The sequence below is a fragment of the Pseudomonas sp. G(2018) genome (assembly GCF_005502415.1).
GTDB lineage: Bacteria > Pseudomonadota > Gammaproteobacteria > Pseudomonadales > Pseudomonadaceae > Aquipseudomonas.
In genome coordinates this window covers 1-13,292 of the sequence record NZ_SCOO01000037.1, presented here as the reverse complement: position 1 = coordinate 13,292, position 13,292 = coordinate 1, and the positions used below count along the sequence as shown (strand labels likewise).

Sequence of the window (13,292 nt, the reverse complement as noted above, 5' to 3'; positions counted from 1 at the left end):
CCTGATTCCGCCAAACCGACCCAAGGACAGGCGCAACAACGACTAATCTGAAAAGGACACGATCAGCAACACGTCTCCAGCCTCTTGCTCCGAGGGAAACGGGATGACCGGAATAACAGCGCGTCAATGCTCGTCATGGGCCCTGCCTTCCTTGCTCGCGATCAACCTGGCGCTGATGGCGGGATGCGCAGACAAGCCTCCCCCTCAATATGCAAGCCCGAGCATAGGCTCCAACTGCTACGCAAAAGCCCTGCCCACGGTTGGCGAAGGTGGCCTCGCGTGGGGCGTCACCTTGAGCATCGCCCGGCAAAAGTCCCTGAACAATTGCATACGCTATGCCGGCCGATCCGGCGGTACGCCCGATACCTGCCAAGTGGTGTTGGCGGAGTGCAGAAACTGACAGTGACGTCGAGAAATTCATTCCTACAGCGAAACCACGCGCGGCTCGATCGCGTGCTCATGCAGTGACGCCGACCTTCCGGCAGATCGCTTTGCTCGATGCGTTCCTCGATGCCGGAACCTTGCCAACGCTGCATGAGCGTTAAGGCATTTCGACCCAGACGGTCTGCGCTCAAGTCAAAGCCTGGCTTTGAGCGCTGACTGACAGAGAGCGCCCAGGGACGGGCGCTTGCATCGACTCAGGATGATCTGATCAAGCCATCAGTCCGGGATCGATTCCCGGCTGAATGCCTCCACCTCCTTCACCAGACCCTCAGCAGCCATCATCACCAATGCCCGGCCTTTTTCTGCTGTCGCCTGCGCCGGGTCCGAGCCCATGCGCCCGTCCGGATGGCGTGCGCGGAAATCCTGGGCTTCGCGGATGGGACCCCAGTTAGCGATCTGCGGCGAATAGTCAGCGGACTTGATCGAGTCAGGATAGGCCCACTGGGTGACGGCGATTTCCGAAGGCGTTGCATGCACACCATGCCCCGTCGGGAACTGCTCCTTGGCAAGATCATTGACCCCTTCCAGATCCCACCAATTGCACAACTTCAGCGCGAACCCCGCTGGGCGTCGGGCGAAACTCGCTTCGGCGTAAAGCTCCGAGAATGCCGCTTCAATGGATGCAACGTTGCCGCCGTGGCCATTGAGAAACAGGATCTTCTCAAAGCCGTGCGCAGCCAGCGATCGCACCCAGTCGCCAATGGCGGCGATGAAGGTTGAAGGGCGCAGTGAAATGGTGCCCGGGAACCCGAGATGGTGTTGCGCCATGCCGATGTTGAAGGTCGGCGCGATCAGGATGTCGGCCCTGTTCTGAGCTTCGTGGGCAATGATTTGCGGACACATCCAGTCAGTGCCCAACAGGCCGGTCGGGCCGTGTTGTTCATTCGAACCGATGGGAATCACGATAGTGCGGCTGCGTTCAAGAAACTGGCCGATCTCGGCCCAGGTCGACAGGTGTAGAAGCATGGAAGTGCTCTCCTTTGGATGGTTCCTTGCGGAACGCGACGATTCAATTTCAGGGTTCAAGGTGACTGATCAACCTGCGCTGTATTGAGGCGCGACGTGCTCAGTCGAGAGTGATCTGTTGAGCGTGATGATAAGCACCGCGCACAGGGAGGCGCAGCCGACGACTACGATGCCGAGGTTCATGTCTCCGGTAGCGGTTTTTGCCCAACCAATGACCGCCGGCCCCCAGAAGCCGCCGCACAGGCCGATGGTGTTGATGAAGGCAATGCCTCCCGCCGCCGCCTCACCCTTGATGTGTTCCGAGGGCATGGCCCAGAACACGGTATACGCCATGAAAATCGTAGCGGTCGCCCCGGTCAGCAGCGCCAGCGACACCAGAACATGTCCCTCGGCAAAAGGAAACATCAGCAGGCACAAGGCTGCGATGCCCGCCGGTACCGCGCAGTGGTAGCGGCGTTCACCGAGCCGGTCGGAGCGGCGTCCAATCAGGTACATGCCAATGGCGGCGCCCATGTAGGGAATGGCGGTGTACCAACCCAACTGCAGGGTGTCATTGACCCCTTGGGCCTTGAGAATGGCCGGCAGCCAGAAGCTCATGGCGTAGATCGAGAAGATGATGCAGAAGTAGGCCGAAGCCAGGATGTAGGTTTTCGGGTCGCGCAACACGGCCCGGAACGAATGGACCTGGCTCGTCGATGTCCCCAGTTCAGCCTCCAGCAGATGCTTTTCTTCGACACTCAGCCAACTGGCCTCAGAGGGTCGATTGGCAAGCACGAAGTACGTAAGGACGCCGAGGAACACGCAAGGAAGGCCTTCAAGCAGAAACATCCACTGCCACCCGGTCATGCCGCCGACACCGGCCAAGGTGGTGATCAGCCACGCGGACAGCGGGCCACCGATAATGCCGCCTACGGGGCCGGCGATAAATACGATGGCAATGGCGCGGGCCATCCGTGTCGGGCCGTACCAGCACGACAGGTAATAGATCATGCCCGGGGCAAAACCGGCTTCGAACACACCCAGCAGAAATCGCATCACGTAGAACGTCGGCACGTCGCGTACAAAGAGCATGCACGCCGAGGTGATGCCCCATAACACCAGGATGCGGCTGAAGGTCTTGCGTGCGCCAACCCGTGGCAGCATCAGGTTGCTCGGCAGTTCAAACAACACATACCCCAGGAAGAAGATGCCCGCGCCCGCGCCATAAGCCGCGTCGGAAAGCCCGAGATCACTCTGCATCTGCAGTTTGGCAAAGCCGACATTGATCCGATCCAGATACGCAAACACATAGCAGATGAACAGCAGCGGCAGCAGCCGCCAATTGAGCTTGCGGTACAGGGCCGCAAGGGTCCTGCTTTTTGCCGAGGTGTCGAGGGTTGACATGCACGTCTCCGATTCTTCTTGTTGATCTGCGGTCGTGCCAGGGATGTTGCCCCCGCAGCCAGAACCCAGCAAGAGCAACTAAGTTCGCGTATCGTTGCTCTACGAGCAACGCTGAAACAACGGAGAGACGTCAGCCATGCGCGAAATAAACCAACAACGCCTGAGGTATTTTCACGAAGTGCTGGTCCACGGCTCGATTCGTGGCGCGGCAGACAGCATCAACACGTCGCCATCGGTGATTACGCGCCAGATCAAGCTGCTGGAAGAGGAACTGGGGGCGACACTGTTCGAACGCCAGGCGCGGGGTGTGCAGCCGACCGAAGCTGCCGCGCACTTGCTGGAGTTCTGGCGCGGTTATCGATCCCATCAGGAGAAGCTCGAAGACCAGTTGCAAGCGATCAAGGGCCTGCAGCAAGGCCATGTGCGGGTGGTCATCAGCGAGGGTTATGTCGATGCGTTGGTCGACAACGTTCTCGCGCCCTTCTGCAAGGCGTACCCGAAACTCAACGTCACGCTGGACACACTGCCGGTCGTCGACGTACTCCACGAAGTCGCCGAAAACCGCGCGCACATTGGCCTTGCCTACAACCCGCCCCTGCATGCGCACATCGATTTTCGCGCAACCTCATCGCAGCCGGTGATGCTGCTGGTTCGCCCCGATCACCCGTTGGCCTTGCGAGGGGGGCCGGCAACGATCGCGGACATTCTCGACTGCCCGTTGGTGTTGACGCCCACCACCTTCGGCATCGGTCAGGCGATAGAAATGCTCGAGTATGCGGAAAAGATCGAGATCCGTCCGGTGCTGGTCAGCAACTCCCTGGCAGCACTCAAGCGTCTGGTTGCCGCCGGGGACTTCGCCTCGTTGCTCGGAGAATTCGCCGCCTACAGAGAAATCGCCCAGGGCAGCCTGGCAGCCATTGCGGTAGACCATCCGCTGTTTCTTGGGGTTGAGGCGAAACTGCTGGTGAAGTCCGGCCGACCGCTGGCGGCCCCGGCTCAGGAGTTGCTCAACTGGATGCTCAAGCGCCTGCCGATGTTCTCGCCTGTTTGACAAGCGCAATGCGGCACCTGAACGAATCAGGTGCCAACACGCTTGTTTACTGCGCCAACCCCACTTGCAAGCGGCTACGACGGGACAAACCCGCCTGCAAGGCAAACGCCACAATCACCGTCGCCGGCGCGGAAAAACTGCTCAGGCCGCTGCCGGCAAACATCAGTGCCAGCCCCAACGCCGTCGCACCAAACCACGCTGTCAGGCCCACTGGATTGAACGCTGCCACACGCTCCAGCGCCGCTGCGTCATAGCGCCCGTAAACGATCTGCGCCAAGGCCACGCCAACCCAGGCCACCACGAAAATACCCTGATAGGCCAACGCCTTGAGCAAGTATGCAAACACATCCGCCAGCATCAGGCCGTAGACAATCACACCAACCGCCAGCGCCCACATCAGGTACGAACCCCGCAGGCCGAAACGCGCGAAGAACGCCTGCATGTTCAAGGTCGCCAGGTAGTAATTGGCGGTGTTGATCCGGGTTTGCGTGGCCCAGACAAACAACAATCCCCACAGGCCCATCAACTGCAGGATCGCCATCACCACCGACACTTCGTTGAGCGCGCCTTCGTGGGGAATGCTGCTGACCAGGTAGATGCCCGCCGCGCCGTTGAGCAAAAACGTCACCGCGTAGAACGGCATGCCGAAGTTCCAGCGGCCGTGATATTCGGCGTCCTCGGCCTTGCCGAAACGGGCGTAGTCGAAGGTGAACAGCATCAGAATCCACACGCCCATGTAAGCGACGAAGCAATCCCACCAGCCGAAGGCGCTGGGGGTAGCCGGGCCGAGATCCAGCCATTGCGGCTGGTAGCCGTATCGGCTGATCGACAACCCCACCGCCACCAGCAAACCACCCAGATACACCGGCAGCAACACGCCGTTGAGCTTGTCCAGCCAGTGTTGCACGCTGCCCAGAATCATCGGCACGCTGTACAGCACCACCAGCAATGCGGCCAGCGGATAGACCAGTTCCGGGTACAGGTGATTGAGCGCCACGGCGATCACCGAGCCTTCAAACACCGCGTAATAGATCGCCGTCGAGAAGAAGATCAAGGTCGCCAGGCAGGCGCCGGTGCTACCGAACAACAGCCGTGAAAACAACGCCACCGACAAGCCGCTGCGGATCGCAAAGCGACTGAGCACGGTGTTGACCAGCCCGTAGCTGATCACCGACAGCACCATCCCGATCAGCGCATTGCGCGCGCCGTAGGACAAGGCCAGGGAAGCGCCGACCACGATGTAAAACATCGCGCTGCACACCGCCCACCAGGCCATGGTCAACGACAGTCGGCCCATGCGTGCGCCAGTTGGAACGGGATGATTGGCCGGGTCTTGCCCGGTTTGACTCGATTGCGATAAAGCAGCCATGTGCGTGAACTCCAGAACCAGTCAAAGGTTGAAGCGCGGGCAGCCGTCACCGCACCGAAGTGCGGCGTTGGCTCACCGTTTGGCATTACCCGCGCAGTGCGACGGGCAGCGTCAGGAAGGGAACAGCTTGCTCAGGCAGCTGAGTTTTTTCTTATAGGAACGTCGCGCTTCCAGCGCTTCTTCGAGGGTCACCGCCACGAAACGGGCTTTCTGGTTGGGTTGCATCTGGCCGATCAGGTCGAGGTCGGCGCTGATCACCGTGCCGATCATCGCGTAGCCGCCACCGGATACCGCATCGCGGTGCAGCACGATGGGTTCGAGCCCGGCGGGCACCTGGATCGAGCCGATCGGGTAGCAACTGTCGACGATGTTCGACGGATCGGAACCGGCACCGAACGGCTGCTCACGGGGCTGAAAGCTCAGCGGGCTGCCGCCCTTGAAGCGATAACCGATGCGGTCCGCCTCCGAGCCGACCGTCCAGGCCTCGGCGAAAAAGCTGTCCGCCGCCGCTGGGGTCAATCGGTCGTAGTACAGCCCCGGCACCACGCGCAGGGTGATTTCGCCCCCCAGGGATTGGCGCAACGCCATGGGCAGGCTGGCCCCGGCTCGGCCTTTGCCGCTGTCGATGCCCACCGGCAATTCGTCTCCGGCAATCAGGCGACGCCCCTGAAAACCACCGAGTGCGCCCAGGGCATAGGTGGAACGACTGCCGAGCACCACCGGCACATCAATGCCGCCGGCCACCGCCAGATAAGCCCGCGCGCCCGCCTTGGGGAAGTCAAAGCGCAGCACTTGCCCGGCCTTCACCTCGAAAGCGGTGTCCAGATGCATGTCCACACCATCGACCTTTGGCGTCATGTGCGCACCGCACACTGCCACCAGCGTGTCCTGCTGGAACTCCAGTTCCGGCCCCAGCAAGGTGCATTCCAGTGCCGCCGAATTGGCCGGGTTGCCCACCAGTTGGTTGGCCGCGCTCAGGGCGTATTGATCCAGTGCGCCGGAAGGCGGAATGCCCAGGTGGTAATACCCTTCGCGGCCCAGGTCCTGTACCGAGGTGGCGAGACCGGGTTTGAGTACCTTGATCATGCCAGCACCTCCTGCAGCGACTTGGGGTAGCCGATCGGGTCGGCGAGAAACGCATCCAGCGAGAATTCCACCGGACGAATCCGCAGATCGAAGCGCCCGGCTTCGACCTCGGCCACGGCCTGGTCATAAGCCTCTCGGTCCATCGGCTTGAACTGCACGATGTCCCCCGGACGGAAGAACACCATGTGCTCTTTCAGGTACGCCAGGTTTTGTTGCGGATCGTAGATCGGTGCCGGCGTGACGCCGAACATCTGATAACCACCGGCACCGCGCACCGAGTAGATGCAGCCGAAGCAACCGCCGTGACCGAGGGTCAATTTAGGCGTGTCAGTGCGCGGTCGCAGGTACTTGGGCACCTGCAACTGACGCTCGCGCTCGACCATCTGGAACATGAACGGCAGGCCGGCAACGAAGCCGACCATCGAGACAAACCACGGCGCACCACTGTGGGCGGCGATGAACGCCTCGACGTCCGCCAGGCCGTTGATCCGTGCGGCGTATTCCAGGTCGGTCGCGCTCGGATCCTGATGGCGGTCGCGAAAACGCATCAGGGTTTCATGGGTCCAGGGATCGTTGTACAGCACCGGAATTTCGATGATCCGGGTCTGCAAGATGCGCTCGGCAACCGCCTCGGCTTCTGCGCCTTTCACCGCTTCGAGCAGGTCGGAAGGCGCGATGCGGTCCGGGTCGAAACGGATCTGGAACGAGGCATTGGCCAGGCACACATCGAGTACGCCCTCCAGTGCCAGTCGCTCCACCGCACGGGTCACGGCCATGCCCTTGAAGAACGCTTCAAGGGACATGCTGTCGCTGACTTCGGCAAACAGATGCTCATCGGCGCCAAAGCTGTAGCGGATTGGATTGCTCATGCTTCACCTCCGCTGCGGCGCGCGGCCAGCCAGGTTTCCAGGGTGCCGGTGTGGAAGTCGGCGCTGTGCAGCCAGGGTTGCTCCAGCAGTTCAGCGTGCAACGACAGGGTGCTGGACATGCCGCTGAGCGTGGTCTGCTCCACTGCAAGGCGCGCACGGGCCAAGGCTTCGTCGCGACCCCGACCGTGAACAATCAGCTTGGCCAGCAACGAGTCATAGTAAGGCGGCACGCGGTAGCCTTGATACAGATGAGTATCGACCCGCACGCCCTCGCCTTGCGGCCAGATCAGTGATTCAACCAGACCGGGACTCGGGAAGAAATCCCGCGCCGGGTCTTCGGCATTCAGGCGCATCTGCAACGCGGCGCCATTGAGCTGGATATCGCTTTGCTGCAAGCCCAACGGCTCGCCCCCGGCAATACGCAGCATGGCCTGCACCAGGTCGATGCCGGTGATCAACTCGCTGACCGGGTGCTCCACCTGAATCCGAGTGTTCATCTCGATAAAGAAAAACTCGCCGGTGGCGTCGTCGTACAGATACTCCAGGGTGCCGGCGCCCTTGTAGCCCAGGGCCTCGGTCAGGCGTACGGCACTGGCGCACAGCGTTTCGCGCTGTTGCGGGTTGAGGACCGGCGACGGCGCTTCTTCAAAGATTTTCTGGCGTCGACGTTGCAGCGAACACTCGCGTTCAAACAAATGCACCGCGTGCTTACCGTCGCCCAACACCTGCACTTCGATGTGCCGGGCCTTGCCGATAAAGCGCTCCAGGTACACCGCGCCATTGCCGAATGCCGCCTGGGCTTCGCGCTGGGAACGGGGGAACTCTTCGCTCAGTTGTTGCGCGTTCTCCGCCAGACGAATGCCACGCCCACCACCACCGGCCGAAGCCTTGATCAGCAGCGGAAAGCCAACGGACTCGGCCGCCTTGAGCGCCGACTCGACGTCGAACAGCTCACCGGGGGAACCGGGCACCACTGGCACGCCAGCCGCTTGCGCAGTGCGCCGGGCTTCGGCTTTGTCGCCCATGCGCCGGATCGTCTCGGGGCTCGGCCCGACGAAAATAGCGCCAGCGGCGAGGACCGCTTCGGCAAAATCCGCGTTCTCCGACAGAAAGCCGTAACCGGGGTGGACCGCATTGGCACCGGTGGCTTTCAAGGCGCCGAGCAATGCCTCGACGTTCAGATAGCTTTTATCCGCGCGGGCCGGGCCGAGGATGTGTACCTCGTCGGCCATGCGCGCGGCCTGGGAGTCGACGTCCGCCTCGCTGCATGCAGCAACGGTGGGAATTCCCAGTTCTTTGGCGGCACGGATGATCCGCACGGCAATTTCGCCACGGTTGGCGATCAGTAATTTACCAATAGTTTGGGTCATGATCGTGCCCTACCCTCAATGGCCGTCGAGTGTTGCGATGACCTGACCCGGCTCCACCGGATCACCGTCTTCAACCAGAAACGCACTCAGGCGACCGGCCGTCCCGGCGGTCAGTTCGGAAAACTGCTTCATGACTTCGATCAGGCCAATCACGGTGTCGGCGCTGACCTCTGCGCCCTCCTCGACGTAGTTCGCCGATTCCGGTGTGGCTTTGCGATAGAAGGTCCCGGGCAACGGGGTAATGATGGTGTGTTCGGCCATGTCTGTTCCTCTTGGAATAGTTGTAGAAAGGCAGGCAAAAAAGATGAATCGTGTGCAAACCCTGGCGTCTCCGTGCCGGGTGTTTCGTTCTGATCAGCGCGGTGCGCGAACCTTGATTCCCGCATCATCGAGCGCTTTACGCGTGGCTTCGACCAGCGCCAAGGCACCCGGCGTATCGCTGTGCAAGCAGATGGAATCGAATTCGATCGCCAAGTCTTCGCCTTCAACGGTGCGCACCACGCCTTCCTGACAGGCACGCAGCACCCGCGCCGCGACCTGGGCCGGATCGTAGGCACGCACATTGCGGGTAAAGACGATGGAACCGCTGAGGTCGTATTCGCGGTCGGCGTAGAACTCACGGATCACTGGTTGGCCAAGTTCCTTGGCGACGCGCCAGATCACGGAGTTGGGCATGCAATACAACAGCAGTTCAGGCTCCAGGCGCTGCAGGTTTTCCACCAGCAAACGCGCGGCTTCCTCGTCCCGGGCCAGGTGCATGTACAGCGCGCCATGGGGCTTGATGTGTTGCAGGGCCACGCCTTGAACCCGGGCGAGTTCGCGCAGCGCCCCTAACTGATACAGCATGTCGTCCACCAGCTCTTGGGCCGGTGCATTGATGTGCCGACGGCCGAAGCCGACCAGGTCGCGAAACCCCGGATGCGCGCCAATGGCCACGCCCAGGCGCTTGGCCTGCTCGACGGTGCGGCGCATGGTGCCGGGATCGCCGGCATGGAAACCGGTGGCGATGTTGGCGGTGCTGATGAAGCCCATCAGCTCATTGTCGACGCCATCGCCGATGGTCCATGGGCCGAAACCTTCGCCCATGTCCGAGTTGAAATCTACTGCCTGCATGACGCTTGCTCCTGACGCTTGTGACTTCATGCAGACCACGTTAAATTCCAGCCAACCCCTTGGGAAGATCTATTATCAGATAGGTCATCTTCTGAAAAACAGATAGCTATAAAAACAGAAAGCCCTGAAAAACAAAAAGCCCGTCCACCGGAGTGTTCATGTCACTGACCCTGCGCCAGGTCCGCTATTTCGTCGCCACCGCCGAGATCGGGCAAATCTCGCAAGCCGCGATCCATCTGAACATTTCCCAATCGGCGGTGACCACGGCGATCAAGGAACTGGAAGGCATGCTCGGCACCCTGCTGTTCCAGCGGTCAGCCCAGGGCATGAGCCTGACCGATGCCGGGCGGCACTTTCTCAATCGGGCCTACGTGATCTTGCGTAGCGTCGACGACGCCCTGAACAGCCCGCTGCCCGACATTCGCGCCAGCGGGCTGTTGCGCCTCGCCGCCAGCTACACGGTGATCGGTTACTTCCTGCCGCACCATCTGCAGCGACTGGAGCACTGGCACCCGGACGTGGCCATTGAAGTCCACGAACAGGAACGGCAAGCCATCGAACAAGGCCTGCTGGAAGGTCGGTTCGACATGGCGGTGGTGCTCACCGCGAACCTCACGCACCCGGACATCGTCTCGGAGACCCTCTTCAACTCCGAACGCCGGCTGTGGCTGCCCAGCCACCATCCGCTGTGCGAACGCTCGGCCGTGAGCCTGGCCGATGTGGCCAAGGAACCCTACATCCTGCTCACCGTCGACGAAGCCGAACAAAGCGCCATGCGCTACTGGGAACATGCTCATCAGCAGCCCAACGTCAGGGTCCGCACCAGCTCCGTGGAGGCGGTGCGCAGCATGGTCGCCAACGGCAGCGGCGTGGCGATCCTCTCGGACCTGGTGCACCGCCCCTGGTCGCTGGAAGGCAAACGCATCGAAACCGTGACCATCACCGACAAGGTCACCCCCATGAGCGTCGGCCTGGCCTGGCATCGCGAGCGCGAATTCAGCCCGGCGATGCAGGCGTTCCGCAATTACTTCCACGATGCGTTTCTGGCACCGCAGCAGCATTCGGCACGGCGGTGACTGTGGGAGCGAGCCGGCTCCGGGCGGCGTTCCGACGAAAGCGGAGTGTCAGTTAACATAAACCTCTCCTGATACACTGCCTTCGTCGGAACGCCGCCCGGAGCCGGCTCGCTCCCACAGGAATTAAAGTGTTCAATGCATCGGCCCGTTTGGCTTTCCATTTTTTAAGGATGATCAAGGCATGACCACCCTCGACACCTCCCTGCAAGACTCCGCCGCGCCGGATGGCGTTTGCTACGGTTGCGGCGGCCGCAATCCCCACGGACTGCACATCAAGAGCTACTGGCATGAAGACGGCGAGCACGTCGTGGCCGAGCATGTGCCGGATGCCATGTACTGCGGCTGGCCGGATCTGGTGTACGGCGGCTTGATCGCGATGCTGGTCGACTGCCATTCCAACTGGACGGCGATGGCTTGGCACTACCGCGCGGAACAACGCGAAGTCGCCAGCCTGCCCCGCATCAACTGCGTCACCGGCAACCTGGGCATCAAGTTCATCAAACCGACACCGATGGGCGTGCCGCTGATCCTGAAGGCAAAAGTGGAAGGTGATGTCGGGCGCAAGACCCGTGTCATCTGCGAGGTCTACGCCGGGGACGTACTCACGGCGGTGGGTGATTCGGTGTTTGTCCGGGTTGATACCGAACAACTGGCGGATGCGGCGCATGGTCGATAATCCAACTGTGGGGTCGGCTGTCGGGCCGCCTCGCTTTGGTTGTTGCGGTGCACGCCCCCTCTCAATTTGAAGACCCCATCCACCCGCCCCATTTCGGCTAACCTCTCAATGCGCCTTCGCCTCAATAACCCTGTACCCTGCGCACCGAAAACCCAGCGTAAATGAAACGGAGATCTTCCATGCTCAAGCGTACCCTGGCATTGGCCATCGGCTTGACCCTGTCGGTTTGCAGCGTGCTCGCGCAGGCCGCGGACACCCTGAAAGTCAGCGCCATTCCCGATGAGGCGCCGACCGAACTGCTGCGCAAATTCAAGCCGCTGGGCGCCTACCTGGAGCAGCAGTTGGGTATGAAGGTCGAGTTCGTGCCGGTGAGCGACTACCCGGCCGTGGTCGAGGCGCTGGCCACCGACCGCATCGACCTGGCCTGGCTCGGCGGTTTCACCTTTGTGCAGGCACGGCTGAAAACCGGCAATGCCATTCCATTGGTCCAGCGCGAACAGGACGCGAAGTTCACCAGCAAATTCATCAGCGCCGACCCGAACGTCAAGTCCCTGGCCGATCTCAAGGGCAAGTCCTTCGCCTTCGGTTCGGTGTCGTCCACGTCGGGCAGTCTGATGCCGCGTTACTTCATGCTCAAGGACGGCATCAAGCCGGAAACGTACTTCAGTCGCGTGGGCTATTCCGGCGCCCATGACGCGACAGTCGCCTGGGTGCAGGCCGGCAAGGTCGACGCCGGGGTCCTGAACGCCAGCGTGTGGGAAAAACTGGTCGCCGCCGGCAAGGTCGACACCGACAAGGTCAAAGTGTTTGCCACCACCCCGGCCTACTTCGACTACAACTGGACCGTGCGCGGCACCCTGGACCCGGCGCTCGCCAGCAAGATCAAAGCCGCGTTCCTGGCACTCGATCCGGCGAAGCCTGCGGACAAGGAGATCCTGGATCTGCAAGCCGCCAGCCGCTTCATCGAAACCAACCCCGAGAACTACAAGGGCATCGAGGAAGCCGCACGCGCCGCCGACCTGCTCAAATGACCGTGCAATTGACCGGGGTCACCCTGACCCACGCCAACGGCGTCCAGGCGCTGCGTGGCGTGGACCTGCACATCGGTGCGGGCGAACAGGTGGCCATCATCGGCCCGTCCGGCGCAGGCAAGTCGAGCCTGCTCAATCTGCTGGCCACCGCTTTGCGTCCCGGCAGTGGTGAGCTGCAAGTGCTGGGCGAACACGCCTGGCAGCTGTCGGCCCGCCAGCGCCAGCGCCTGCGCGCCCGTATCGGCCTGGTGCATCAATCACCGCCCCTGCCCCCACGCCAGCGCGTCGTCACGGCGGTGCTGGCCGGCAAGCTGGGGCAGTGGAGCCTGGGCAGGAGTCTGTTGAATCTGCTGCATCCGGTGGACATTCCCGGCGCGCGGGCGGCACTGGCCCGTCTGGACCTGAGCGACAAGTTGTTCGCGCAATGCCAGCAACTGTCCGGAGGTCAGCTCCAGCGTGTCGGCGTTGCCCGCGTGCTGTATCAAGCCCCCGAGGTGTTGCTGGCCGATGAGCCGGTGTCGGCCATGGACCCGGTGCTGGCCGGGCACACGCTGTCGGTACTCTGTCGTCATGCCCGGGAACACCGCGTCACCCTGGTCGCCAGCCTGCATGCGGTGGAACTGGCCCTGGCGCATTTTCCGCGGATCATCGGCCTGCGTGACGGGCAAATCCTGTTCGACCTGCCGGCCAGCGCCGTCGACCGCGAGCTGCTCGACAAGCTCTACGCCAACGAGCAACTGCAATCGCCACCCAGCGCACCGAGGTCGATGCCCAGATAGCTGAATGAGGCAACCACCGCGACGCCGATGCACAGCAGCAAGGTCAGATTGATCAGGCGATTCATTCCAGTCTCCAGCG

The 13,292-nt window shown here is 61.9% G+C and carries 14 protein-coding genes and 2 pseudogenes; 7 read left to right on the top strand and 9 right to left on the bottom strand.

The window, feature by feature from the left end:
- Nucleotides 1-103: 103 nt before the first annotated feature.
- Nucleotides 104-400: a hypothetical protein gene (locus tag FFS64_RS31855; RefSeq protein ID WP_137807697.1), complete on the top strand. Its 297-nt coding sequence runs from the start codon at nucleotides 104-106 to the stop codon at nucleotides 398-400.
- A gap of 58 nt (nucleotides 401-458) precedes the next feature.
- Nucleotides 459-545, top strand: a pseudogene (locus FFS64_RS31850) (transketolase); the annotation flags it as partial.
- 115 nt (nucleotides 546-660) lie between these two features.
- On the opposite strand, the gene FFS64_RS26120 reads toward FFS64_RS31850, so the two are convergent.
- Nucleotides 661-1,410 carry a creatininase family protein gene (locus tag FFS64_RS26120; RefSeq protein WP_137807695.1) on the bottom strand — a complete coding sequence of 250 codons (750 nt, stop codon included), beginning with the start codon at nucleotides 1,408-1,410 and terminating at the stop codon, nucleotides 661-663.
- Nucleotides 1,411-1,479: 69 nt separating this feature from the next.
- Complete coding sequence (locus FFS64_RS26115) at nucleotides 1,480-2,793, bottom strand: MFS transporter (protein ID WP_137807694.1); 1,314 nt, start codon at nucleotides 2,791-2,793, stop codon at nucleotides 1,480-1,482.
- 136 nt (nucleotides 2,794-2,929) lie between these two features.
- Here FFS64_RS26115 and FFS64_RS26110 point away from each other — a divergent pair, with 136 nt between their 5' ends.
- Nucleotides 2,930-3,844, top strand: coding sequence for a LysR family transcriptional regulator (locus FFS64_RS26110; protein WP_137807693.1), 915 nt, complete (start codon nucleotides 2,930-2,932; stop codon nucleotides 3,842-3,844).
- 46 nt (nucleotides 3,845-3,890) lie between these two features.
- On the opposite strand, the gene FFS64_RS26105 is transcribed toward FFS64_RS26110, so the two are convergent.
- From FFS64_RS26105 to FFS64_RS26080, 6 genes are all read right to left on the bottom strand, one after another.
- A complete protein-coding gene (locus FFS64_RS26105) occupies nucleotides 3,891-5,213 on the bottom strand; it encodes a cytosine permease (RefSeq protein ID WP_137807692.1) in 1,323 nt (440 codons plus the stop codon).
- Between the two features lie 111 nt (nucleotides 5,214-5,324).
- The gene (locus FFS64_RS26100; RefSeq protein ID WP_137807691.1) at nucleotides 5,325-6,299 is read right to left on the bottom strand and encodes a biotin-dependent carboxyltransferase family protein; all 975 of its coding nucleotides are present in this window, start codon (nucleotides 6,297-6,299) and stop codon (nucleotides 5,325-5,327) included.
- Complete coding sequence (locus tag FFS64_RS26095; RefSeq protein WP_137807690.1) at nucleotides 6,296-7,168, bottom strand: allophanate hydrolase subunit 1; 873 nt, start codon at nucleotides 7,166-7,168, stop codon at nucleotides 6,296-6,298. Before FFS64_RS26095 ends, FFS64_RS26100 begins: the two co-directional genes overlap by 4 nt.
- Complete coding sequence (locus FFS64_RS26090) at nucleotides 7,165-8,538, bottom strand: acetyl-CoA carboxylase biotin carboxylase subunit (RefSeq protein ID WP_137807689.1); 1,374 nt, start codon at nucleotides 8,536-8,538, stop codon at nucleotides 7,165-7,167. Before FFS64_RS26090 ends, FFS64_RS26095 begins: the two co-directional genes overlap by 4 nt.
- A 15-nt stretch (nucleotides 8,539-8,553) precedes the next feature.
- Nucleotides 8,554-8,799: an acetyl-CoA carboxylase gene (locus tag FFS64_RS26085; protein ID WP_137807688.1), complete on the bottom strand. Its 246-nt coding sequence runs from the start codon at nucleotides 8,797-8,799 to the stop codon at nucleotides 8,554-8,556.
- Nucleotides 8,800-8,892: 93 nt separating this feature from the next.
- A complete protein-coding gene (locus tag FFS64_RS26080; RefSeq protein WP_095196088.1) occupies nucleotides 8,893-9,651 on the bottom strand; it encodes a 5-oxoprolinase subunit PxpA in 759 nt (252 codons plus the stop codon).
- A 158-nt stretch (nucleotides 9,652-9,809) separates the two neighbouring features.
- Between FFS64_RS26080 and FFS64_RS26075 the strand changes: the two genes are divergently transcribed.
- The 4 genes from FFS64_RS26075 (at nucleotide 9,810) to FFS64_RS26060 (ending at nucleotide 13,213) form a co-directional block, all read left to right on the top strand.
- On the top strand, nucleotides 9,810-10,727 hold the full coding sequence (locus FFS64_RS26075; RefSeq protein ID WP_137807687.1) for a LysR family transcriptional regulator: 918 nt from the start codon (nucleotides 9,810-9,812) through the stop codon (nucleotides 10,725-10,727).
- Between the two features lie 181 nt (nucleotides 10,728-10,908).
- Complete coding sequence (locus FFS64_RS26070; protein ID WP_137807686.1) at nucleotides 10,909-11,403, top strand: PaaI family thioesterase; 495 nt, start codon at nucleotides 10,909-10,911, stop codon at nucleotides 11,401-11,403.
- Between the two features lie 179 nt (nucleotides 11,404-11,582).
- Nucleotides 11,583-12,434, top strand: coding sequence for a putative selenate ABC transporter substrate-binding protein (locus tag FFS64_RS26065; protein ID WP_137807685.1), 852 nt, complete (start codon nucleotides 11,583-11,585; stop codon nucleotides 12,432-12,434).
- On the top strand, nucleotides 12,431-13,213 hold the full coding sequence (locus FFS64_RS26060) for a phosphonate ABC transporter ATP-binding protein (protein WP_137807684.1): 783 nt from the start codon (nucleotides 12,431-12,433) through the stop codon (nucleotides 13,211-13,213). The genes FFS64_RS26065 and FFS64_RS26060 overlap by 4 nt, the downstream gene beginning before the upstream one ends.
- On the opposite strand, the pseudogene FFS64_RS31845 reads toward FFS64_RS26060, so the two are convergent.
- Nucleotides 13,183-13,278: pseudogene (locus tag FFS64_RS31845) on the bottom strand (phosphonate ABC transporter, permease protein PhnE); the annotation flags it as partial. The gene FFS64_RS26060 and the pseudogene FFS64_RS31845 overlap by 31 nt on opposite strands.
- Nucleotides 13,279-13,292 lie beyond the last annotated feature (14 nt).